Source organism: Paracoccus chinensis (assembly GCF_900102885.1).
Taxonomy (GTDB): Bacteria; Pseudomonadota; Alphaproteobacteria; order Rhodobacterales; family Rhodobacteraceae; genus Paracoccus; species Paracoccus chinensis.
Genome location: NZ_FNGE01000001.1, coordinates 1 through 22,843, shown reverse-complemented (window position 1 = coordinate 22,843; position 22,843 = coordinate 1). Strand labels below are relative to the sequence as shown.

General features: G+C 68.1%; 23 protein-coding genes and 1 pseudogene. 14 read left to right on the top strand and 10 right to left on the bottom strand.

Annotated features, from left to right (window positions below; translation table 11 throughout):
* Window positions 1-108 precede the first annotated feature (108 nt).
* Together BLQ03_RS00120 and BLQ03_RS00115 are read right to left on the bottom strand one after the other, a co-directional pair.
* Window positions 109-813, bottom strand: a complete 705-nt coding sequence (locus BLQ03_RS00120; RefSeq protein WP_090751418.1) for a response regulator — start codon at window positions 811-813, stop codon at window positions 109-111.
* Window positions 810-1,355, bottom strand: coding sequence for a MarR family winged helix-turn-helix transcriptional regulator (locus BLQ03_RS00115; protein WP_090751417.1), 546 nt, complete (start codon window positions 1,353-1,355; stop codon window positions 810-812). The genes BLQ03_RS00120 and BLQ03_RS00115 overlap by 4 nt, the downstream gene beginning before the upstream one ends.
* A 161-nt stretch (window positions 1,356-1,516) precedes the next feature.
* Here BLQ03_RS00115 and BLQ03_RS00110 point away from each other — a divergent pair, with 161 nt between their 5' ends.
* Both BLQ03_RS00110 and BLQ03_RS00105 read left to right on the top strand, forming a co-directional pair.
* On the top strand, window positions 1,517-2,389 hold the full coding sequence (locus tag BLQ03_RS00110; protein ID WP_090752081.1) for a branched-chain amino acid aminotransferase: 873 nt from the start codon (window positions 1,517-1,519) through the stop codon (window positions 2,387-2,389).
* Window positions 2,390-2,495: 106 nt separating this feature from the next.
* The gene (locus BLQ03_RS00105) at window positions 2,496-4,094 is read left to right on the top strand and encodes a peptide chain release factor 3 (RefSeq protein ID WP_090751416.1); all 1,599 of its coding nucleotides are present in this window, start codon (window positions 2,496-2,498) and stop codon (window positions 4,092-4,094) included.
* A 194-nt stretch (window positions 4,095-4,288) separates the two neighbouring features.
* Here BLQ03_RS00105 and BLQ03_RS00100 read toward each other — a convergent pair whose 3' ends face one another.
* The 3 genes from BLQ03_RS00100 to BLQ03_RS00090 all read right to left on the bottom strand — a co-directional run bounded on the left by BLQ03_RS00100 (window position 4,289) and on the right by BLQ03_RS00090 (window position 5,711).
* Complete coding sequence (locus BLQ03_RS00100; RefSeq protein WP_090751415.1) at window positions 4,289-4,492, bottom strand: hypothetical protein; 204 nt, start codon at window positions 4,490-4,492, stop codon at window positions 4,289-4,291.
* 318 nt (window positions 4,493-4,810) lie between these two features.
* Window positions 4,811-5,179, bottom strand: coding sequence for a PH domain-containing protein (locus BLQ03_RS00095; protein WP_090751414.1), 369 nt, complete (start codon window positions 5,177-5,179; stop codon window positions 4,811-4,813).
* 106 nt (window positions 5,180-5,285) lie between these two features.
* Window positions 5,286-5,711: an OsmC family protein gene (locus BLQ03_RS00090; RefSeq protein ID WP_090751413.1), complete on the bottom strand. Its 426-nt coding sequence runs from the start codon at window positions 5,709-5,711 to the stop codon at window positions 5,286-5,288.
* Window positions 5,712-5,812: 101 nt separating this feature from the next.
* Here BLQ03_RS00090 and BLQ03_RS00085 point away from each other — a divergent pair, with 101 nt between their 5' ends.
* Entirely contained in the window at window positions 5,813-6,697 is an 885-nt protein-coding gene (locus BLQ03_RS00085; RefSeq protein ID WP_090751412.1) for a DMT family transporter, read from the top strand.
* Between the two features lie 3 nt (window positions 6,698-6,700).
* Here BLQ03_RS00085 and BLQ03_RS00080 read toward each other — a convergent pair whose 3' ends face one another.
* Window positions 6,701-7,861, bottom strand: a complete 1,161-nt coding sequence (locus BLQ03_RS00080) for a deoxyguanosinetriphosphate triphosphohydrolase (RefSeq protein ID WP_090752079.1) — start codon at window positions 7,859-7,861, stop codon at window positions 6,701-6,703.
* Window positions 7,862-7,946: 85 nt separating this feature from the next.
* Here BLQ03_RS00080 and BLQ03_RS00075 point away from each other — a divergent pair, with 85 nt between their 5' ends.
* The gene (locus BLQ03_RS00075; protein WP_090751411.1) at window positions 7,947-8,270 is read left to right on the top strand and encodes a HesB/IscA family protein; all 324 of its coding nucleotides are present in this window, start codon (window positions 7,947-7,949) and stop codon (window positions 8,268-8,270) included.
* A 6-nt stretch (window positions 8,271-8,276) separates the two neighbouring features.
* A complete protein-coding gene (locus tag BLQ03_RS00070) occupies window positions 8,277-9,545 on the top strand; it encodes a hemolysin family protein (protein WP_090751410.1) in 1,269 nt (422 codons plus the stop codon).
* 12 nt (window positions 9,546-9,557) lie between these two features.
* Here BLQ03_RS00070 and BLQ03_RS00065 read toward each other — a convergent pair whose 3' ends face one another.
* Window positions 9,558-10,064 (bottom strand): DUF421 domain-containing protein, encoded by a 507-nt coding sequence (locus BLQ03_RS00065; protein ID WP_090751409.1) that lies wholly within the window; start codon window positions 10,062-10,064, stop codon window positions 9,558-9,560.
* 105 nt (window positions 10,065-10,169) lie between these two features.
* Here BLQ03_RS00065 and xth point away from each other — a divergent pair, with 105 nt between their 5' ends.
* From xth to glmM, 6 genes are all read left to right on the top strand, one after another.
* Window positions 10,170-10,958 (top strand): exodeoxyribonuclease III, encoded by a 789-nt coding sequence (gene xth / locus BLQ03_RS00060; RefSeq protein WP_090751408.1) that lies wholly within the window; start codon window positions 10,170-10,172, stop codon window positions 10,956-10,958.
* 58 nt (window positions 10,959-11,016) lie between these two features.
* Window positions 11,017-13,614: a putative PEP-binding protein gene (locus BLQ03_RS00055; protein WP_090751407.1), complete on the top strand. Its 2,598-nt coding sequence runs from the start codon at window positions 11,017-11,019 to the stop codon at window positions 13,612-13,614.
* A 191-nt stretch (window positions 13,615-13,805) separates the two neighbouring features.
* A complete protein-coding gene (locus BLQ03_RS00050; RefSeq protein ID WP_090751406.1) occupies window positions 13,806-14,333 on the top strand; it encodes a cell wall hydrolase in 528 nt (175 codons plus the stop codon).
* A 68-nt stretch (window positions 14,334-14,401) separates the two neighbouring features.
* Entirely contained in the window at window positions 14,402-15,187 is a 786-nt protein-coding gene (locus BLQ03_RS00045) for a dihydroneopterin aldolase (protein ID WP_090751405.1), read from the top strand.
* A gap of 56 nt (window positions 15,188-15,243) precedes the next feature.
* Entirely contained in the window at window positions 15,244-16,230 is a 987-nt protein-coding gene (gene folP, locus BLQ03_RS00040; protein ID WP_090751404.1) for a dihydropteroate synthase, read from the top strand.
* The gene (gene glmM / locus BLQ03_RS00035; RefSeq protein WP_090751403.1) at window positions 16,227-17,573 is read left to right on the top strand and encodes a phosphoglucosamine mutase; all 1,347 of its coding nucleotides are present in this window, start codon (window positions 16,227-16,229) and stop codon (window positions 17,571-17,573) included. Before folP ends, glmM begins: the two co-directional genes overlap by 4 nt.
* Window positions 17,574-17,663: 90 nt before the next feature.
* Here glmM and BLQ03_RS00030 read toward each other — a convergent pair whose 3' ends face one another.
* Window positions 17,664-18,803, bottom strand: a complete 1,140-nt coding sequence (locus BLQ03_RS00030) for an FAD-dependent monooxygenase (protein ID WP_090751402.1) — start codon at window positions 18,801-18,803, stop codon at window positions 17,664-17,666.
* 58 nt (window positions 18,804-18,861) lie between these two features.
* Window positions 18,862-19,284 (bottom strand): RNA polymerase-binding protein DksA, encoded by a 423-nt coding sequence (gene dksA / locus BLQ03_RS00025; protein ID WP_090751401.1) that lies wholly within the window; start codon window positions 19,282-19,284, stop codon window positions 18,862-18,864.
* Between the two features lie 168 nt (window positions 19,285-19,452).
* Here dksA and BLQ03_RS00020 point away from each other — a divergent pair, with 168 nt between their 5' ends.
* The 3 genes from BLQ03_RS00020 to BLQ03_RS00010 all read left to right on the top strand — a co-directional run bounded on the left by BLQ03_RS00020 (window position 19,453) and on the right by BLQ03_RS00010 (window position 22,527).
* Window positions 19,453-20,292 (top strand): AAA family ATPase, encoded by an 840-nt coding sequence (locus tag BLQ03_RS00020; protein WP_090751400.1) that lies wholly within the window; start codon window positions 19,453-19,455, stop codon window positions 20,290-20,292.
* Window positions 20,293-20,323: 31 nt separating this feature from the next.
* Window positions 20,324-21,460, top strand: a complete 1,137-nt coding sequence (locus tag BLQ03_RS00015; protein WP_090751399.1) for a GNAT family N-acetyltransferase — start codon at window positions 20,324-20,326, stop codon at window positions 21,458-21,460.
* Window positions 21,461-21,564: 104 nt separating this feature from the next.
* Entirely contained in the window at window positions 21,565-22,527 is a 963-nt protein-coding gene (locus tag BLQ03_RS00010; protein WP_090751398.1) for a hypothetical protein, read from the top strand.
* Window positions 22,528-22,568: 41 nt separating this feature from the next.
* Here BLQ03_RS00010 and BLQ03_RS00005 read toward each other — a convergent pair.
* Window positions 22,569-22,843 (bottom strand): annotated as a pseudogene (locus tag BLQ03_RS00005) (IS5/IS1182 family transposase); the annotation flags it as partial.

Here is a 22,843-nt window from a genome sequence, read left to right as displayed (position 1 = left end):
GAACAGGCCCAGCCTGCATCTTCTGTCCGGTAATATCCTCCGGGATCGTCGTATACGACGATGGGGGTGGAAAACCGCCGGTCCGGCGGGTGAGCCAAGCGCGCTCTCTCAGTCCGGCACCAGCATGTAGCCCATGCCGCGCACCGTCTGCAGATAGCGGGGCTCGCGCGGGTCGGGCTCGATCTTGCGGCGCAACCGGGTGATCTGCACGTCGATAGCGCGATCCGAGTTCTCGCCCGTGTCGTCCGGCTCGCGCCCCAGCTCCTCGATCAGCGTGGGGCGGTCCACGGCCTCGCCGGGCGTCTCGGCCAGCCGCCGCATCAGCGTCTGCTCGCTGCCGGTCAGGCGGATGGGCGTGTCCCCGTTCCATAGCTCGCCCTTGGCCGTGTCGAAGCGCATGGGCCCCAGCGTCAGGAACTTGGGCCCGCGGCTTTCCACCGTGGGCACCCGGCGCAGGATCGCCGCGATCCGCAGCAGAAGTTCGCGCGGCTCGAAGGGCTTGGACAGGTAGTCGTCCGCCCCCGCTTCCAGCCCGGTGATGCGGTCGTCGGTATCGCCCTTGGCCGTCAGCAGCAGGATCGGCGTCTGGCCGTGGCGCCGCAGCGCGCGGGTCAACGCGATGCCGTCCTCGCCGGGCATCATCACGTCCAGGACGATCAGGTCGAACTCCAGCCCCGCCAGCAGGCGGCGCGCCTGCGCGGCGTCCTTTGCCGTTGTGACGTAATAGCCGTTGCGGACCAGGAAGCGGCGCAGCAGTGTGCGGATGCGTTCGTCGTCGTCGACGATCAGCAGGTGGGTCTCGGGCACGCTCATCCCGCGGACCCCGCGCGGCGGGCGCTCAGCCGCTGGTCCGGCGCCTCGCGCAGCGCGCGGAACTGCACCAGCATCTCGCCGTCCATCATCGCCTCGAGCACCTGCCGGAAGCCCGCCACCGCCTGCGGCCCCGCCGCGCGATAGGCGGCACGGACGCGGGCGCGCTGCGCCTCGGACAGGCGGCGTTCCAGCGCCACGCCCTTCTCGGTCAGGTAAAGCTGGCGCTCGCGCCGGTCGCGGCGGCCGACGCGGCTGTCCACCAGCCCGTCCTCGATCAGAGTCCGCAGCACGCGGTTCAGCGACTGCTTGGTGACACCCAGGACCGCCAGCAGCGAAGTCACCGTCAGGCCCGGGTCGCGGGTGATGAAATGCAGCGCCCGGTGATGGGCGCGGCCATAACCGATCTCTTCCAGGATCAGGTCGGGGTCGGCCGTGAAGGCGCGATAGGCGAAATACATCGCCTCGATCCCGCGCCGGATCTGTTCGTCGGTCAGGAACAGCAGGCTTTCGCCGCCGGGAATGGGATGGGGGTCGTTTCTCATTCCGGATTGCCGCATCCTTGTTGCCGAAGGTCTGCCCAAGGATAGGGCAGCCTTGTTGACTTTCCAAGAATCAATCTCTACGCCTTGCCTTCGACGCAACTTTCCGCCGCGTGCGAAGGGTCGCGCGAAACATTCCGAAAAGAACGGGGGTCATGGGGATCATGGCAGGCAGCTACGAAGACCGCGACGGCAAGATCTGGATGGACGGGGAGCTGGTCGACTGGCGCGACGCCAAGGTCCATGTCCTGACCCATGCGCTGCACTATGCCAGCGCCGTCTTCGAAGGCGAACGCTGCTATGACGGCAAGATCTTCAAGTCGCGCCAGCATTCGGAACGACTGCTGAAATCGGGCGAACTGATCGACATGGAGATCCCCTGGACGGCCGAGCAGATCTGCGAGGCCAAGCGCCAGGTGCTGGAAGCCAACGGCTTCACCAACGCCTATCTGCGCGCCATCGCCTTCCGCGGCGCGGGTCCCGACATGGGGGTCGCCGCCAGCAACAACCCGGTCCGCCTGGCCATCTGCACCTGGGAGTGGGGCAGCTACTATGGCGATGCCAAGTGGCAGGGCGCCAAGCTCGACATCTCGAAATGGAAGCGGCCGAGCCCCGAGACGATCCCGGCGGCGGCCAAGGCGGCAGGCCTTTACATGATCTGCACCATGTCCAAGCACGCGGCCGAGAGGAAAGGCTGCTCGGACGCGCTGTTCATGGACTATCGCGGCTATGTGGCCGAGGCGACCGGCGCCAACGTCTTCTTCGTAAAGGACGGGGAAATCCACACGCCCTTGGCCGATTCCTTCCTGAACGGCATCACCCGGCAGACCATCATCCAGATGTGCAAGGACCAGGGCATGGCCGTGCACGAGCGCCACATCCTGCCCGAGGAAGTGGACAGCTTCCAGGAATGCTTCCTGACCGGCTCGGCGGCCGAAGTGACCCCGGTGGCCCAGATCGGCGAGAACTGGCACTTCCAGGTCGGCCCGACCACGCGGAAGATCGCCGAGGATTACGAGGCGCTGGTGCGGTCGTAACCGCAACTTGGGGCGCCTACAAAACTTGGAACCGCCCGAAGGTCATGCACCTTTCGGGAGGTTCCCTCCGTTGCGGGAAGCCGCTTTGAGCGTTACATGCCGCCCCATGCTGGACAATCGCCCCCAACTTCCGCCCGAAATCGCCCGCCGCCGGACCTTCGCGATCATCGCGCACCCGGACGCCGGGAAAACCACGCTGACCGAGAAGTTCCTGCTGTTCGGGGGCGCGATCCAGATGGCCGGCCAGGTCCGCGCCAAGGGCGAGGCGCGGCGGACGCGATCCGACTTCATGAAGATGGAACAGGACCGGGGCATCTCGGTCTCGGCCTCCGCCATGTCCTTCGACTTCGGGCAATACCGCTTCAACCTGGTGGACACGCCCGGCCACTCGGACTTTTCCGAGGACACCTATCGGACGCTGACCGCCGTGGATGCCGCGATCATGGTGATCGACGGGGCCAAGGGCGTCGAGTCCCAGACCCGCAAGCTCTTCGAGGTCTGCCGGATGCGCGACCTGCCGATCCTGACCTTCTGCAACAAGATGGACCGGGAAAGCCGCGACACTTTCGAGATCATCGACGAGATCCAGGAAAACCTTGCCATCGACGTGGCGCCGGCAAGCTGGCCCATCGGCTCGGGCCGTGACTTCCTGGGCACCTATGACCTGCTGCACGACCGGCTGGAGCTGATGGACCGCGCCGACCGCAACCGCGTGGCCGAGTCGATCAAGATTTCCGGCCTCGACGATCCGAAGCTGGCCGAGCATGTGCCCGCCGACCTGCTGGAAAAGCTGCGCGAAGAGGTCGAGATGGCCCGCGAGCTGCTGCCCGCCTTCGACCGCAAGTCCTTCCTGGAAGGGCACATGACGCCCATCTGGTTCGGCAGCGCCATCAACAGCTTCGGCGTGAAGGAACTGATGGTCGGCATCGGCGAGTTCGGGCCGCAGCCCCAGCCGCAGAACGCCGCCGAGCGCGAGATCGCCCCCGAGGAGGAAAAGGTCGCGGGCTTCGTCTTCAAGGTGCAGGCCAACATGGACCCCAAGCACCGCGACCGTGTGGCCTTCGTGCGCCTCGCCTCGGGGCATTTCGAGCGGGGGATGAAGCTGCTGCATGTGCGGTCGAAGAAGCCGATGGCGGTGTCGAACCCGGTGCTGTTCCTTGCTGCCGACCGCGAGCTGGCCGAGGAGGCCTGGGCGGGCGACATCATCGGCATTCCGAACCACGGCCAGTTGCGCATCGGCGACGCGCTGACGGAAGGCGAGGCATTGCGCTTCACCGGCATCCCCTCCTTCGCGCCGGAACTGCTGCAGACGGTGCGGGCGGGCGACCCGATGAAGGCCAAGCACCTGGAAAAGGCGCTGATGCAGTTCGCGGAAGAAGGCGCGGCCAAGGTCTTCCGGCCGATGATCGGCTCGGGCTTCATTGTGGGAGTCGTGGGCGCGCTGCAGTTCGACGTGCTGGCAAGCCGGATCGAGCAGGAATACGGGCTGCCCGTGCGCTTCGAATCCTCGCAGTTCACCTCGGCCCGCTGGTTGTCGGGTCCGAAGGACGCGGTCGAGAAGTTCGCGCAGACCAACAAGCAGCACATGGCGGCCGACAACGACGGCGACATGGTTTATCTGACCCGGCTGCAGTGGGACATCGACCGGGTGCAACGAGACCATCCCGAACTGAAGCTGACCGCGACCAAGGAAATGATGGTCTGATTGCCCCATAAAAGGCTGATCTGCCTCTCGCAGGGGCCTTGCCCCGGTCCCTCACGCGACTGGCAAAGGCCTGATCGCTCTCCGGTTCCGGTGCGCTCAGCCGGGCCGCGATGCGGCCCCAAAAAGCTGTTGCCTGTGTTCGGCCTGTAACCCTCGCAGGCCATGGTAAGGCCAACTCGGGGGAAGCAGGGAAATCACTGCGACGGTTGCGCCGCCCGTTCCGCCGCCGTGCCTGTCGCGGGTGCGGTTGTCTCGACCTGGCCCGGCGGTCCAGCCTCCTCCTGTTCGGCCCGCCCGAACACCAGCATGAGCACGACCATCAGGATGAACCCGCCGGGGATCAGTGCATAAAGCAGCGAACGCGGCATCCCGCGCGAGGGTTTGGGTTCCGGCGCCATTGAGTGTCCCCTTCTTCGATCTCCTCCCTACAACATGCAGAAGAGGGAGAAGTTTCCCGAAGAGTGATCCGGCACCGCTCCTGGTGAAACGGCGCTGCGGGCGGCAAGAGGCTTTGCCTGCGTGGCACATCCGGGGTCTGACAGGTGGTTCCGGTAGCCATCGGGGCTCTTCCGGAACGGTCCCTCTGCGTCACAGGCACGCGGCAGTTCGATGTGTCGGTGAGCCGGATCGAGCAGGAGCACAGCCCACCTCAGTACTTGAGTTGCTGCAGTCCAACTGGGCCTGTCAACTGCGACTCAGGAAGCTGCGCTGCGGGACTAGAAGATCCTTTCCGAGATGATTCGCGCGATCTCGACGATGTTGGTCCTGCCCGTGAATTCGAATCTGACCTTGCCCAGAGCGGAAAAATAAATCTCAAGCTCCGAGTCGAGGTCGAGTGTTCCTGACGTTTCCACGGAATATGCAACTATGTTCTTGTAGGGAAGCGAGGTGTAGTCCTTCTTGCTTCCAGTGAAGCCCTGCACGTTGACGGCGATGATCCGCTTGTTTGTGAAGACAACCCCGTCCCTCATGGACCGGTAGGACGAAACGATCGTTTCCCCCGGAATGAGAAGGTCATTCACCTTCATTCCATATTCAGGATCCTGCTTCATCTTGAAGAAGGATTTGTTGTTGAAATCAATCATTCCTGCCTCCTGTGCCAGTCAGGCTATGGCACAGGAGTTAAGGAACAACTAACATCCGGAAGAGGGAGCGGAATCCTGATCCCTTATCCTGTCGTCCCCGCCAGTCTTACCCCACCGTCAGGTCCATCGTCACCTCGGCATTCAGCACCTTGCTGACCGGGCAGCCGGCCTTTGCGGCCTCGGCGGCCTGCCGGATTGCCGACTCGTCGCCCTGGCCCGAAACGCGGGCGGTCAGGTGGGCCTTCGTGATGGTGAATCCGTCGTCCTGCTTTTCCAGCGTGATGGCCGAGGTGCTTTCGATCTGCGCACCCGTCACCCCCGCCTGTTCCAGTTGCAGCGACAGCGCCATGCTGAAGCAGGCGGCATGGGCGGCGCCGATCAACTCCTCGGGGTTGGTGCCGGGCGCGCCCTCGAAGCGGGTGTTGAAGCCATAGGGCAGCGCCGACAGCGCGCCGGATTCGGTCGAAACTTCGCCCTTGCCGTCCCTGATGCCGCCCTGCCAGCGGGCCGAGCCGGTTTTCGTGACCTTCATGTCGCTTCTCCTGAGTTGGTTCGCGGTCGAACGCGGGGATCATTGCCCAGGTTCAACGCCCGCGCTAGCACTTGCGCAAACGAGCGGGGGACGGGCCGAACGTGCCGATTCACGAGCTTGCGGCACTCGGCGCGGCGGTCTGCTGGGCGCTGACCGGACTGCTGGCCGCGCGGCCGGTGGCCGAGGTGGGGCCATTCGCCTTCAACCTTTACCGGCAGTCCTTTGTCACCCTGGTGCTGGGGGGACTGGTGCTGCTGTCCGGCGCCTGGAAGGGGATCGACGCCGCGCTGCTGCCGGTGCTGGCGCTCTCGGGCTTCGTCGGTGTCTTCATGGGCGACACAGTGCTGTTCTTTGCCCTGCGCCGCCTGGGTCCGCGCCGCACGGGGGCGCTGTTCGCAATGAACGCGCCGATGGCGGCCGTGCTGGGTTGGGCGGTGCTGGGGGAAACGCTGTCGCCGCAGGGCGCGGCAGGCGTGGCCCTTTGCACCGCAGGGGTGGCGATCTGCGTGCTGGGGCGTGCGTCGTCGAGCCATCTGGAACGGGTGCATGGCCCGATCTGGCAGGGCGTGGCGCTGGGGCTTTTCGCGGCATTGGGGCAGGCCTCGGGGTCTCTGATCGCGCGGCCGGCGATGGCGGCGGGGCTCGACCCGATGGTGGCCTCGCTGATGCGTGTCGGGGTGGCGGTGCTGTGCCTAGGCACGCTGACAGGGCTGCCGCTGGGGGTGGCCAAGCCGAGGGGCAGGCTGTCGGGCAGGGGCGCGGCGCAGATCGGGGCCTCGGGGATACTGGCCATGGTCGTCGGCATGACGCTGCTGCTGTTTGCGCTGCAGGGCGGCAAGGTCGGGATCGTGTCCACCCTGTCGGCGCTGTCGCCGGTGCTGATCCTGCCGGTCCTGTGGGTGCTCACCGGCGAGCGTCCGCCGGCCGCAAGCTGGGCGGGCGCGCTGATCGCGGTCACGGGGATGGGGCTGATCTTCCTGCGCTGACCGTCAGTCCCGACCGCCCGTCAGCCGCCGCCATTCGGCGATGGCGAAGCGGTCGGTCATCCCGGCGATGTAGTCCAGCACCACCCGCGCGCAGGCGGTGCGGTCGCCTGCGCCCAGCGCCTCGGCCTGCCAGTCCTCGGGCATCAGGCGGGGATCGTCCAGCATCATCGGGAAGATCGTGTTCAGGATGGCAGTGACGCGGGCGCGCTCCTCCATCACCGAGGGCGCGCGGTACATCCGCTGGAACAGGAACTGCTTGACCGCCTTGAGGCTCTGGTAGAGCGGCTTCGAGAAGCGGATGATGGGTCCATCCATGGCGCGGATCGCCTCGGCGCTGGCGGGCTGGGCGGCCTCGATCCGGCCTTGGGCCACGGCGATCACGTCCTCGACCATGGTGCCGAAGATGCGGCGCAGGGCCTCGTGCCGGCGGCGCATGGTTTCCAGCCCCGGATGGAGGCGATCCACCTCGGCGAAGGCGGGGCCGATCAGGGGCAGCTCCATCAGGTCGGATTCGGTGAACAGGCCGGATCGCAGCCCGTCATGCAGGTCGTGGTGGTTGTAGGCCACATCGTCGGCGACGGCCGCGACCTGCGCCTCGGCGCTGGCATAGGTGGACAGGCGAAGGTCCCAGGCCGCGTTCACCTCGGCCAGCGCCCAGGGGTAGGGGGCGGCGACGGGGCCGTTGTGCTTGGCGATGCCCTCTAGGGTTTCCCATGTCAGGTTCAGCCCGTCGAAGCCCGCGTAATGACGTTCGAGCCGCGTCACGATCCGCAGCGCCTGCGCGTTGTGGTCGAAGCCGCCATAAGGGGCCATGAGCGCGGCCAGCGCATCCTCTCCGGTATGGCCAAAGGGCGGGTGGCCGAGGTCGTGGGCCAGCGCCACCGCCTCGGCCAGGTCCGTGTTCAGGCCCAGCGCGGCCGAGATGGTGCGGGCGACCTGAGCCACCTCGATCGTGTGGGTCAGGCGGGTGCGGTAATAGTCGCCGCGGTATTCGTCGCCGTCATGTTCCACGAAGACCTGCGTCTTGTGCTTGAGCCGCCGGAAGGCCGAGGAATGGATGATCCGGTCGCGGTCGCGCTGCCAGGGGCTGCGGAAGGTGGACAGTTCCTCGGGGTGAAGGCGACCCCGGCTTTCGCCCGGCTGGCAGGCATAGGGGGCGGGCAGGACGGCGACCATCGGGGCTGGTTCCTTGCGGGAGTGCATCGGCGACCCTATAGTCTGTGAAACCTCAACGAAACGGGAACGCCCCATGAACCTGCCACCGATGGTCACGCCCCGCGCCTTCGCGCGGCTGGCCGAGATCAACGCAGGCGGACCGGGGCCGGCGCTGCGCGTGGCCGTCCTGGGCGGCGGCTGCTCGGGCTTCCAGTACGACATCCGCATGGACGAACCCGCGGCGGAGGACCTGGTGCTGGAAGGCGAGGGCCAGCGCGTGGTCGTCGATCCGGTCTCGCTGCCCTTCCTTGCCGGCGCCAGGATCGACTGGTCGGACGAGCTGATCGGCGCGCGCTTCGTCATCGACAACCCGAACGCCAGTTCATCCTGCGGCTGCGGCACGTCCTTCTCGATCTGAGACCCCATGTTCCTTGAGATCCTGCTGATCGTCGGCCTGACCATCCTGAACGGTCTGCTGTCGATGTCCGAGCTTGCCGTTGTCTCATCGCGCCCCGCGCGCCTGACCAGCATGGCCGAAAAGGGCGACCGCGGCGCGCAGGCGGCGCTGGAGCTGCTGGAGCATCCGGGCAAGTTCCTGTCGGCCGTGCAGATCGGGATCACCCTGGTCGGCGTGCTGCTGGGCGCCGTGTCCGGCGCGACCTTGGGCGCGCGCGTGGGCACCGCCCTTGTGGTGGCCGGCGTGCCCTACAGCGTGGCGCAATCGCTGGGCGTCTTTCTGGTCGTGACCGCCATCACCGCCCTGTCGGTCATCATCGGCGAGCTGGTGCCCAAGCAGATCGCCATGTCAAATCCCGAAGGCATCGCCGCACGGGTGGCGCCGTCGATGCGGATGGTGGCCAGGATCGGCACGCCGCTAGTCTGGTTCCTCGACACGGGCGCGCGGCTGGTGCTGCGCCTGATCGGGATCGACAACAGCTCGGACCGCGCGATCACCGACGAGGAAGTGCGCATGACCATCGCCGAGGCCACGCAGGCCGGGGTTCTGATGGAGGGCGAGCGCGGCATGATCGCGGGCGTGATGCGCGTGGCCGACCGGTCAGCCGCCGCGATGATGACGCCCCGTCGCGATGTCGAGATGATCAACGTGAACGATCCGCCCGAGGTCGTTCTGGAAAAGGCCCGCAGCGCCCGCTTTTCCCGCCTGCCGGTGACGGAAGGCTCGGACGACGAGATCTTGGGCGTCGTGGCCCTGCGTGACCTGATCGGCGTGGAAAAGCCCGACCTGCGCGCCCTGATGCGCGAGGCCCCCACCGTTCTGGACGCCGCCGACGCCCTGTCTGTGATCGAGGTCATGCGCGCCACGCCGTCGCGCATGGTGCTGGTCTATGATGAATACGGGCATTTCCAGGGCATCATCACCGCAATGGACCTGCTTGAGGCCATCACCGGCGACTTCGCCGACGCGGAAGGCGACGAGCCCGACATGGTGCGCCGTGCCGACGGCTCCTGGCTCGTTTCGGGCGGGGAAAGCGCCGATGAGTTCGCGGGCGAGACGGGCTTTCCCGTACCCGAGGGCGATTTCAACACCGTGGCGGGCATGGTGTTGTCCATCATCAACCGCATTCCACGGGCTGGCGACGTGTTCCACCATCAGGGCTGGACGGTCGAGGTCGCCGACATGGACGCCATGCGGATCGACAAGCTGATCGTCACCCCGCCCGTGGCCGAGTGACAAGAAGGGCGGTCAGCCCGCCCTGCTGCCACGCTGCGCGCCCTCGCCGCGGCTGTTGTCCTCCTTCTTGACGACGCTCAGCCGTCCGTCGCCCTCGACCCAGGCGCTGCGGACCTGGGCGATGTCGTCCACGCCGTTCAGGCGCAGGCTGCCCATCAGCTCGTCGGCCGTCAGCATTTCCTTTTTCAGGTTGCGCGGGATCGTCTGGCCGTCGCGGATGATCTGCAGGGGCTTGTGCTCCATCACCCGCTCGAACCAGGGCAGCGTGAAGGACAGGCGGTTGGTGATGTAGTTCAGCGCCAGCATGGTCAGGATGATCACCGTGCCGTCCGCCAGCGAGTTGTAATCGCCCATCGAGTTCGATGCGGCTTCCGTGATCAGCAGCAGGAACACCAGGTCCATCGGCGCAAGCTCTCCGCCCGTGCGGCGGGGCAGCAGCCGGAACAGGACCATGAACAGGATGAACAGGAACGCGCCGCGTCCCATCAGTTCGGGGATGGAGTTTTCAAGCTGAAACATGGACGTGGACCTTCAAGTCGTTCAGCATGTTCAATCCTTTCGCCTGCGGGCCGGTTCCTGCGGCGCCGCTTGCCCCGGCGTTGCGCCCGGCCTAGGGTCGCGCCCATGAAGATCGCCAGTTTCAACGTCAACGGGATCAAGGCGCGGCTGCACCAGCTGACGGCCTGGCTGCCCGAGGCGCAGCCCGATGTCGTCGTGCTGCAGGAAATCAAGACCGTGGACGAGGGTTTTCCCTCGGAAGTCATCGAGGACCTGGGCTGGCGCGTCTGGACCCATGGGCAGAAAAGCTGGAACGGCGTCGCCGTCCTGTCCCGCCTGCCCGTCGAGGAAGTGCGCCGCGGGCTGCCCGGCGACGACACGGACGAGCAGGCCCGCTGGATCGAGGCCGTGGTGATCGGCGACACCCATGCCGTCACCATGGCGGGCCTGTACCTGCCGAACGGCAATCCGGCACCGGGTCCGAAATACGACTACAAGCTGGCCTGGATGGAGCGGCTGCGGCTGCGCTCGGCCGAACTGCTGGCAACGGAAACGCCCGTGGTGATGCTGGGCGACTACAACATCATCCCCGAGCCGCGCGATGCCGCCAAGCCCGAGGCCTGGGTGGACGACGCGCTGTTCCTGCCGCAATCGCGCGAGGCCTTCCGCCGGATCGTCAACCAGGGCTGGACCGACGCGATCCGCATCTCGGACCCTCATGCCACGCGCGGCCCCTTCACCTTCTGGGACTATCAGCGCCAGTCCTGGGAACGCGACAACGGCATCCGGATCGACCACCTGCTTCTGTCGCCGCAGGCCGCCGACCTGATGCGCGGCGCCGGCATCGACCGCGACCAGCGCGCGGGCGAGAAGCCCAGCGACCATGTTCCCGTCTGGGTGGACCTGGCCGCGTAACGGCCAGCCCGCCTTCGCTCTTGCCCGGTGATCCGGGCCGGGCTTAGGGTGCCGGGCCATGGACCAGCCCACCGAGACGACCATCGTCGAGATCACGCCTTCTGCCCGGATCGACACCGCCACCCACGGCTGGCGGGCCAAGTGCCTGCAGCGGCTGATCCGCATGAACCTGCCGGTTCCCCGCAGCTTTGCCATTCCGGCCGCCGCCGTGCGGGCCATTGCCGCCGGACGGCCGCTGCCCGGCGCCGACCTCGGGCGGCTGATCGGCAGCGCGGGCGGGTTGCTGGGCGTCCGTCCCTCGGCCCTCGATCCCGAATGGGGCGGCCCCCGGTCGGTCATGAACGTGGGCATGAACGCCGCCCGCCATGCCGAGCTGACCGAAACCTTGGGCGGCGAGGCGGCGGATGCGCTGTATCGCGGCTTCGTCCAGGCCTATGCGATCCATGTCGCGCGGCTTGACCCTGACATGTTCAGCGACTCGGAGGCGACCCTGTCCGAGGCGCTGCGCAGCTATCAGGACGAGACCGACGAGGAATTCCCGCAGGACCCCGAACGGCAACTGGTCGAGGTGCTGCGCTCGATGGCCCGCGCCTGGGAAGGGCCGACCGCGCGTCTGCTGCGCCAGGCCAAGGGCGCGCCCGCAGAGGCGCCTCTGGGGCTGGTCGTGCAGGACATGGCGCTGGCTCTGGGACCGGGCGTCACCGGATCGGGCACGATCCAGTTCATCGACAGCGTGACGGGCGATCCCCGCATCACCGGGCGCTTTCGCGGCCAGACCCAGGGCCGGGCGCAGCGCCATGACGCCGAGTCGATCTATCTGACCCGCGACCCGCGCGGCCCTTCGCTGGAGGAAGCCGCACCCGAGGTCTTTGCCGATCTTGTCCGCTTCGGCGTGGCCGCCCGCGAGCGCCTGAAGGAAGAGATGCAGATCGAGTTCGTGGTAGCCGATGGCCGCCTGTCCCTGATCGACGCAGTGCGGGTGCAACGCTCCTCGCGCGCGGCAGTGCGCATCGCGGTGGGGCTGGCGCGTGACGGGATCATCCCGCCGGAACAGGCGGTGATGCGCGTCCAGCCCCGCGCGCTGACAGACCTGCTGCACCACCAGGTCGATCCGCGCGCGCCGCGCGACCTGATCACCCGAGGCATGGCCGCCAGCCCCGGCGCCGCCACCGGCCGCATCGTCTTTTCCGCCGCTGCCGCCCAAGCTGCAGCCGCGCGAGGCGAATCCTGCGTGCTGGTGCGCCGCGAGACGCTGCCCGAGGACATCCGGGGGATGCACGCCTCGGTTGCGGTGCTGACGGAACGCGGCGGCATGTCCAGCCATGCCGCCGTGATCGCGCGCGGGCTAGGGCTGCCCTGCATCGTGGGCGCCTCGGGGCTGACGATCGACCTGCGGGGCCGCGTCATGCAGGCCGGCAACCGCAGCTTCCGCGAGGGCGAGGAGATCACTGTGGACGGCACCTCGGGCGAGGTGCTGGCCGGCGCGGCAGAAATGCTGGAACCGGCGCTGGACGACAGCTTCAACCAGCTGCTCGAATGGGCCGATGCCGCGCGCACGATGAAGGTGCGGGCGAATGCCGATACGCCGCAGGACGCGAAATGCGCCCGCCGCTTCGGCGCGCAGGGCATCGGCCTTTGCCGCACGGAGCACATGTTCTTCGACGACGAGCGCCTGCCCGCCATGCGCGAGATGATCTTCGCCGACCGCGCCGAAGACCGCCGCATCGCGCTGGACCGCCTGCTGCCGATGCAGCGAGGCGACTTCACCACGCTGTTCCGCATCATGGACGGCTATCCCGTCACCATCCGCCTGTTCGACCCGCCGCTGCATGAGTTCCTGCCCCATGACCGCGAGGGGATGCGGGAACTGGCGGAATCGCTTGACCTGCCGCTGTCGGACGTGGTCCGCCGGGTCGAGGCGCTGACCGAATACAACCCCATGCTGGGAATGCGCGGGGTCCGACTGGGCATCACCGTGCCGGAAATCTACGAGATGCAGGCGCGCGCCATCTTCGAGGCCGCGGTCGAGGTCGGCCGCAGCGGGCAGGGCGTGGTCCCCGAGATCATGATCCCCCTGGTCAGCGCCATGCGCGAGGTCGAACTGGTCCGCCACCGCATCGAGGGCATTGCCGCCGCCGTCCGCGCCGAGACGCGAGCCGAGTTCACCTATCGGCTGGGCGTCATGGTCGAAACCCCCCGCGCCGCGCTGCGGGCGGGCGACATCGCGGAACATTGCGCCTTCCTGTCCTTCGGGACGAACGACCTGACGCAGATGACCTATGGTCTGTCGCGCGACGACGCGGCGCGCTTCATGGGCAGCTACGTGGGGCAGGGGGTCTATGCCGAGGACCCCTTCCACATCCTCGACCAGGAAGGGGTGGGCGAGCTGGTGCTGATCGGCGCCCAGCGGGCGCGGACGCGCAACGGGGCCATCACCGTCGCCATGTGCGGCGAACATGCGGGCAATCCTGAATCCATCGCCTTCTGTCAGCGCGCGGGACTCGACTATGTCAGCTGCTCGGCCTTCCGGGTGCCGGTCGCCCGGCTGGCGGCCGCGCAGGAGGCGATTCTGTCCCGGTTGACTGAATCGGTGCGTGATGACAGCGACCTCGCCGCCGGAACCAGCTTCGGTTCCCACAGGTCACACGGCGCCTGAGCGCCGTTTCTTGCCGAAGCGGTCGTTTGGTGTCGGCAGGAACCTGCCGGAAATTGCTCATTTTCCTCCCTTTCTAGCCTTTCCCGCTTCTTTTGGTAGCGCCGAAGGGAACCGGTGCCGCATGACCGTCACCAGCCGCCGAGGATCCTGGCAGGTCCGAGGCGAAAGGAATGGCAACAACAGGATCCTTCATGAGCAAGCTGCTGAAATGGCTGGCGCACGTCGGAGTGTGTATCGCGCTGGCTATCCCTGCCACAGCGCAGGCCCAGAACCCGCGTGCAGCCGCGGGCGGGCCCGAGCGGCTGATCCAGGCCAAGGCGGGCGGAACGTCAAATGCCTCGCTGAAGTGCCTGACCGAGGCGCTGTATCACGAGGCGCGGGGTGAATCGGTCAAGGGCCAGCGGGCCGTGGCCGAGGTCATCCTGAACCGCGTCGACCACCCGGCCTTCCCCAAGTCGGTCTGCGGCGTCGTCAACCAGCCCAAGCAGTTCAGCTACAAGGGCAAGGTCGGCAAGATGCGCGACCGCGCGGCATTCAACCGTGCGCAGAAGATCGCCTCCGAGGCGCTGGCGGGCGCGCCGCGCAACCTGACCGGTGGGGCCACCTATTTCCACACCACCTATGTCAAGCCGTCCTGGTCCAAGCGGTTCACCCGCACCACCAGGATCGGCGCCCATGTCTTCTATCGTCGCGGCGGGCAGCGGATCGCCTCGAACTGAGGCGTGCCCGACAGGGATGGTGCGGCCTCGCCCTTGCGGCGGGGCCGCTTTCGTTTCAACTGGCGCCCATGGACAGACCCGACCGCATCCACCTGCGCGACTATATCGTTCCCGCCGACATCGGCGCGTTCCAGAGCGAGCGCGGCCAGACCCAGCGCCTGCGCTTTTCCCTCGAGGTCGCGCTGGTCCAGTCCGTGACCGGGGCCGAGGACAAGGTCGACGAGATCCTCAGCTATGACGTGCTGGTCGCGGCCGTGGGCGACGGGCTGGCCGACCGGCGCTATGACCTTCTGGAAACTCTGGCCGAGCGGATCGCGGCGCAGGTGCTGACGCATCCCCAGGCGGCCGAGGTGACGGTCACGATCGAGAAGCTGGACCGCGTGCCCGGCGCATTGGGCGTGACGCTGACGCGCCGGACGGCGCAGATCGAGGTCGCGGCGCAGGCGGTGCGCCCGGCTTTGCTGGTCATGGGGCGGCGGGTCCCACTGCCCCCGGGGCCGCTGGTGATCGTGCCCCCGGCCCCGGACCTGCCCCTGCCGCAGGGAGGAAACCGGCGGCGGATCGCGCTGCTGGCGCTGGACCAGACGGCTTGGTCGCTGGCCGGGGCGCTGGGCGTGGACGTGGCGGACAGCCGGACCGAGATCGACTGGGCCGCCGCGAACGGCCTCGCCGTCGTCTGGGCGCCTTTCCGGATGGCCGCCGATACCGAAGTGCCTGCCGATCCTGCTGCGCTGGCCCTCTGGCTGGCTGACCGGCTGGAGGCGGACCGCATCCATTGGGCGCTGCCTGAAGGGACCACGTTGCCGCCCGAAGCGGCGGGTTTCCGCATTCCCTCGGTGCTGCTGGGCGCCTGAGCCTTGCGGCACGGATCGCGCGGCGGCATGAGTCGCTGATTGAGAACCATCACGTCATGTCCATCCAGTATTTCCGACCCATTCCCGACCTCTCCGGTGGTCGCTGGCGCCTTGCCGGCGGCTGGACGGGCTTTTCCTCCTTCGAGCTGCTGACCCGGGGCGCCCCGCCCCGGATCGTGACCGACGCCCCGCCCGAGGTGATCGCCGCGCTGATCGCTCCCCGCCCGCCGGTGCTGGGCCTGTCCCTGGACGCGCCGCGGATCATGGGCATCGTCAACGTGACCCCCGACAGCTTCTCGGATGGCGGGCGCTGGAACGGTGATGGCGGCTTGGGGCATGGGCGCGAGCTGATCGCGGAAGGCGCGCATATCCTCGACATCGGGGGCGAATCGACCCGCCCCGGTGCGGCGGCCGTGCCCGTCCCGGACGAGATCGCCCGCACCCGTCCGGCGATCGAGGCCCTGTCGGCCGAGGCCGCCGTCTCGGTGGACACCCGCAAGGCCGAGGTCGCGCGGGCGGCGGTGGCCGGGGGCGCGGGGATGGTGAACGATGTCTCGGGCTTCGACTTCGATCCGGGGATGGCGGCGGCGGTGGCGGACACGGGCGCGGCGGTCTGCCTGATGCACGCCCAGGGCCTGCCGGAAAACATGCAGGACGACCCGCGCTACGGCGACGTGCTGCTGGACGTCTATGATGCGCTGGCCGAGCGGATCGTGCGCGCCGAGGCCGCCGGTATCCCTCGTGACCGCATCGTGATCGACCCCGGCATCGGCTTCGGCAAGACGCTGGAACATAACCTCACCATTCTGCGGCGCATTTCGCTGTATCATGGCCTGGGCGTGCCGGTGCTGCTGGGCGCCTCGCGCAAGCGCTTCGTGGGAACGCTCGGCGGGACGGAAACGGCTGCGCAGCGCGATCCGGGCAGCCTTGCGGTGACGCTGGCGGCGGTCCAGCAGGGCATCCAGATCCACCGCGTCCATGACGTGGCGGGAACCAGACAAGGGCTTGCCCTGTGGCAGGCGATAAGAGGGGCAGAGGCATGAGCAGGAAGCTTTTCGGCACCGACGGCGTGCGCGGGCGCGCCAACAGCCACCCGATGACGGCCGAGATGGCGCTGCGCCTGGGCGCGGCGGCGGGCCGCTATTTCCGGGGCGACGGCACCAACGGCCACCGGGTCGTGATCGGCAAGGATACGCGGCTTTCGGGCTACATGCTGGAAAACGCGCTGACGGCGGGGCTGACCAGCACGGGCATGAACGTGCTGCTGCTGGGGCCGGTGCCGACGCCCGCCGTAGGCTATCTCACGCGGTCGATGCGGGCGGACGTGGGCATCATGATCTCGGCCAGCCACAACCCGGCCGAGGACAACGGCATCAAGTTCTTCGGTCCCGACGGCTTCAAGCTGTCGGACGAGGCCGAGGCGGAGATCGAGGCGATCCTGTCGGCCGAGATCCCTCTGGCCGCCCCCGCCCAGATCGGCCGGGCCAAGCGGATCGACGACGGGCGCGGGCGCTATGTCGAATATGCCAAGACCACCTTCCCGCAGGGGCAGCGGCTGGACGGGCTGAAGGTCGTGATCGACTGCGCCAACGGTGCCGCCTATCGCGCCGCCCCCGAGGTCCTGTGGGAACTTGGCGCCGAGGTGATCCCGCTGGGCGTGGACCCGGACGGTTTCAACATCAACGACGGCGTGGGCTCGACCCATCCGCAGGCGGCGGCGGCGGCGGTGCTGGAACATGGCGCGCATCTGGGCATCAGCCTGGATGGCGACGCCGACCGTGTGATGATCATCGACGAGACCGGCGCCGTGGCCGACGGCGACCAGATCATGGCGCTGCTGGCCGGACGCTGGGCCGACGCGGGCCGGCTGCGCGGCGGGGCGCTGGTCGCCACGGTGATGTCCAACCTCGGGCTCGAACGCTTCCTGACCGGCCGAGGGCTGCGGCTGGAACGCACCGCCGTGGGCGACCGCTATGTGGTCGAGCGGATGCGGGGCGCGGGCTTCAACCTCGGTGGCGAGCAGTCGGGCCATATCGTGATGACCGACTATGCCACCACCGGTGACGGGCTGATCGCCGGGCTTCAGTTCCTCGCGGCCTTGGCCGACAGCGGGCGACGGGCCAGCGAACTCGTGCGCCAGTTCACGCCCGTGCCGCAGATGCTGAAGAACGTGCGCTACAAGGCCGGGGCGGACCCCCTGTCGGCCGAGGCCGTGCGCGCCGAGATCGCCGCGGCCGAGGCGCGGCTGGCGAAATCGGGCCGCGTCCTGATCCGCAAGTCGGGCACCGAGCCCCTGATCCGCGTCATGGCCGAAGCGGAGGACGAGGCGGTGCTGCGCGAGGTCGTCGAAGGCATCGTCGCGGCGGTCGAGAAGGCCGCCGCCTGAGTGGAGACGCCGGACCGGGGGGCTTCGCGCGCCCATCGTCGTGTACGACGATCCCCTGCGGGATATTTGGGCGAAGAAGAACCTCGCCGGTCAGCCTATGGCAGTCGGGTCGTGGTCGTAGACCCAGGCGAAGCGCTCGAACACCGCGTGGGGGGCGAGGCGGTTTGCCAGCCTGAGCGCGGTGTGGCCCGCGAGGCGCTTCGGCCCTGACAGATGATAATTCCGCGCGTTCGCCGTGGCCGCCGCGACGATGCGAAAACAGCGGTCACGGCGCAGGGTCTGGTAGCGGGCCAGCGCGCGGGGCTGGTCGGGATCGGCGTCGAGGCAGGCGGCCAGCACCCAGGCATCCTCGATCGCCATGCAGGCGCCTTGCGCCAGGAAGGGTAGGGTGGGGTGCGCGGCATCGCCGAGGATTGCGCGGCTGTCGTCGTGCCAGCGGGCGGCGACCTCGTGCCGGAACAGTCCCCAGAGACCGGTTTCCGTCACCTGCGCCAGCCAGCCCGGCACCGGCCCGTCGAAGCCCGCGAAGGCGCGGCGCAGGTTCTGCGGGTCGTCCGTCTGTGACCAGCTTTCAGCGGTCCAAGCGTTCTGCTCGATCACCGCGACGATGTTGCGCTGGCCGAAGCCCAGCGGATAGCTGACCAGATGCCGACCCGGCCCCATGAAGACCTGCGACACGGGGCGGGCGTTGTCTTCTGCCGGGATGATTGCCCGCCAGGCGGTCTGGCCGGTGAAGAAGGGCGTCTCGGGCCCGTTCAGCGCCAGGCGGACACGGCTGTGCAGCCCGTCCGCCCCGATCAGCAGCGGTGCCTCGGGCAGCGTCTCGACAGGCGAATCGAGGCGGATCTCGACGCCGGCCGCACGCGCGGCCTCCTCCAGTACCTGCAGCAGCCGGGCCCGGTGGACAGTGCGGAAGCTCGCCTGCGGACGGGCGCGGGTGAAGTCCATTGCCAAGACGAGGGCGCCTCCAGCGTCGCGCAGTTCGACGCCAAGGGAAGGGACGGAGGCGGCATGGAAGGCGTCACGCAGACCCAGCGCATCCAGCACGCGGCCCGCGTTGGGGCTGACCTGGATGCCCGCGCCGACCTCGCGGTAGGCGCCGGCGCGTTCATGGACGATGACGCGGGCGCCGCGCCGGGCCAGCGCCAAGGCAGCGGTCAGACCACCGATGCCGCCGCCGACGACAACCGCCTCTCGTCCCGCCAGCGCCCCGCGATCCTGATCCGCCATGCTCGTCCTCCTGTTCCGCGGCAAGCCGTAAGGCGCAGGCGGCCGGATGGCGATGCGGTCAGTCGTCCCGGTGCACCCGCTCGCGCCGCTCGTGCCGTTCCTGCGCTTCCAGCGTCATCGTGGCGATGGGACGCGCGTCCAGGCGCTTGAGGCTGATCGGCTCGCCCGTCATCTCGCAATAGCCGAACTCGCCCGTCTCGATCCGGCGCAGGGCGGCGTCGATCTTGCTGACCAGCTTGCGCTGGCGGTCGCGGGTGCGCAACTCGATGGCGCGGTCGGTTTCCTCGGAGGCGCGGTCGGCAATGTCGGGGACGTTTCGCGCGCTGTCCTTCATTCCTTCCAGCGTTTCGGCGGATTGTTCCAGAAGCTCCTGCTTCCAGGCGAGCAGCTTGCGGCGGAAATATTCGAGCTGGCGCTCGTTCATGAAAGGTTCGTCCTCGGCGGGACGGTATTCTTCGGGAAGGAATGTCTGGCGCTTCATGGCTCCTCCGAAGGCGGGCCCGAAGGGCGGTGCCCGTTCCTTTGGCGCCCCCTTAAAGGATGAGCCGGGGGAAGGAAATAGTTCCATGACGTGGGGGCCAAACTTGCCCGTGAGGAGCCTGCGGCCTAGTGTCCCCTTGGCCCGCCCGCCTGCCAGAAGGACCGATCCATGCAGTTCCGCTCGACCGAAAGCTATGTCGCCCCGCCCGACCTGGCGCTGGCGGTGAACGCCGCCGTGACGCTGGAACGCCCGCTGCTGGTCAAGGGAGAGCCGGGGACCGGCAAGACCGAACTCGCGCGGCAGGTGGCGGCCAGCCTCGGCCTGCCGATCATCGAATGGAACGTGAAGTCCACCACCAAGGCGCAGCAGGGGCTTTACGAATACGACGCCGTCAGCCGGTTGCGCGACAGCCAGTTGGGCGACGAGCGCGTGCATGACGTCGGGAACTACATCCGCCGCGGAAAGCTGTGGCAGGCCTTCGAGGCAGAGGCCAAGGTCGTCCTGCTGATCGACGAGATCGACAAGGCCGACATCGAGTTCCCCAACGACCTTCTGCAGGAACTCGACCGGATGGAGTTCCACGTCTACGAGACCGGCGAGACCGTCGTGGCCCGGCACCGGCCCATCGTCATCATCACCTCGAACAACGAAAAGGAGCTGCCCGACGCCTTCCTGCGCCGCTGCTTCTTCCACTACATCCGCTTCCCCGACGCCGAGACGCTGAAGCAGATCGTGGCTGTTCATTATCCGGGGCTGAAGCAGCGCTTGCTGGACGAGGCGCTGATCCAGTTCTTCGAACTGCGCGAAGCGCCGGGGCTGAAGAAGAAGCCCTCGACCAGCGAGTTCCTGGACTGGCTCAAGCTGATCCTGGCCGAGGATCTGGCGCCCGAGGATCTCAAGCGCGCGCCGAACGAGATGCTGCCCAAGTTGCACGGCGCGCTGCTGAAGAACGAGCAGGACGTGGCGCTGTTCGAGCGGCTGGCCTTCATGGCGCGCCGGCAGCGTTGAAACCGGGCGGCAGGCGGTTATCTTCCCTGCCATGGCCGAACTGACCGTCTCGATCCTGCACGGCGTGGATGCGCTGGACGCCGCCGCGTGGGACGCCTGCGGTCCCGGGGGCGATCCCTTCACGACGCACCGCTTCCTGCTGGCGCTGGAACAGTCGAAGTCGGTGGGCAAGGGGACGGGCTGGCATCCTTCGCATCTGGTCGCCCGCAGCGGGGACAGGGTGGTGGGGGTCGCGCCGCTCTATCTCAAGACCCACAGCCAGGGCGAATACATCTTCGATCATGCCTGGGCGGATGCCTGGCAGCGCGCGGGCGGGCAGTATTACCCCAAGCTGCAATGCGCCGTGCCCTTCACCCCCGCAACCGGGCCGCGCCTGATCGCGGATGACCCGCAGGTGCAGGCGGCGCTGCTGGCGGCGATGACCCAAATCGCCGGGCGGGCGGACCTGTCCTCGGCCCATGTCACCTTCTGCACCGAGGCCGAGCGAGCCTTGGGCGAGGCGCAGGGCTGGCTAGGCCGCACGACGACGCAATATCACTGGCAGAACGCGGGCTACGGCAATTATGAGGACTTCCTGGGCGCGCTGTCCAGCCGCAAGCGCAAGGCACTGCGGAAGGAACGCGAGCGCGCCAATGCCTTCGGCGGCCGCATCCTGGCGCTGACCGGCGACGACTTGCGGCCCGAGCATTGGGACGCGATGTGGACCTTCTACCAGGACACTGGCGGGCGCAAATGGGGCCGGCCCTACCTGACCCGCGCCTTTTTCGACCTGCTGCACCAGACGATGCGGGACGACTGCCTGCTGTTCCTGGCGGAACGTGACGGCCGCCCGGTGGCGGGCGCGCTGAACCTGATCGGGCGCGAGACGCTTTACGGCCGCTACTGGGGCTGCACCGAGGACCACCCCTTCCTGCATTTCGAACTCTGCTATCACCGCGCCATCGACTGGGCGATCGAGCACCGCCTGTCCCGCGTCGAGGCGGGCGCCCAGGGCGAACACAAGCTGGCCCGCGGCTACATGCCGGCCGAGACGCATTCGATCCACTGGGTCTCGGACGCGGGGTTCCGTCGGGCGCTGCAGGGCTATCTCGCGCAGGAAGCCGAGGCGGTCGGCGACGACATGGCCGAGACTGCCGCCTTTGGCCCCTACCGGCGCGGCGATGGGTAAAATGCAAGGGAAAGAGCAGCCTCGAGGACGCCCTTTTCTCACCCCTTCTTAAGGGATCCGCCGCAGGCTGACCGCTGGCTTCACCACAGCGATCGGCAGGGCAGATGGTCGAGTTCCGGTATGTCACGACGATCACGCAGGGCTTTGTCCGAAGCCTGACGGACCTGACCCTGGGGCAGGTGGGGGATCGCGTCGTGCTGGTGGGCGCGACCCATGCAGGGGGCGGGCTGTCGGTCTGGGGCGTGGCGGCGGCCGATCAGAAGGCCCGGTCGGTCGCCAGCTATGACTATCCGAAGGCGCTGACCCATTTGGCCGAGCCGCAGGCGATCCTGCTCGACCGCCCCGGCGGCGTGTCGCTTCTGACCACCGGGCTGGCAAGGGGCGCGGACTGGGTGCGCCAGCTTGGCCCAGAGGGCAAGCAGGGCGCAGTGGATGCGGACCTGACACGCGCGGCCCTGCCGCTGGACCTGCTGCAGGCGGGCAGCTTCACCATCGCCAGCGGGCAGGCGATGATCTATGCCGCGCGCCACGACCAGGCCGTCTTCACCCTGTGGCGGCAAGGGGGAGACGGGCGGATCCTGCAGGCGGGCACGACCACCGCGCCGCCCCGGATGCCGACCGACGCCCAGATCGATGCCTTGGTGCCGCTGCGGATCGGGGGCGTGGACCTGATCGTCTCCGCCTCGACCCGCGGCAACTTCATCGCGGCGCACAAGGTGCTGCCCGACGGGCGGCTGGATGCCGGCGAGTTCGTGGGCACGACCCGCGGCACGGGCTTCAACGGCCCCCGCGACATCGCAGCGGTCGAGGTCGAGGGGCGGCATTTCCTGGTCGTCAGCTCGGCCTACAGCTCCTCGCTGACGACGGTGCGCATTCTGCCCGGCGGCGGGCTGGTGCCGGTGGACCATGTCATCGACGAACGCACGACGCGCTTCCAGTCCGCCACGGTGATGGAGGCCGTGACGATCGAAGGCCGCGCCTTCGTGGTGGTGGGGGGCGCCGACGACGGGCTGAGCCTGTTCACCATCACGCCGGACGGGCGGCTGATCCACCTAGGTCCTGTCTGACGGCCTGAGGGTCCGCAGGTATTGGCGCAGGAAGGCGAGCTTCAGCATGGCGCCGAAGTTGACGGCGAGCTTCTCATGTCGGGTCGCGATGGAGCGGCTCCTTTGAGCCATCCGACGCAGCGCTCGATCACATTGCGCCTGCGGTAGCGATCAGGGTCGAAGCGTCGCGGGCAGCCCTTGCCCATGTTGCCGCCCTGGCGGGGTGGGATGACCGGCCGGATCCGGCGTCGGCGCAGGTAGGCGAAGACGGGCCGGTAGCTGTAGGCCTTGTCGCCCGCGAGATACTTGGGACGGGTGCGGGGGCGCCCTCGCAGGC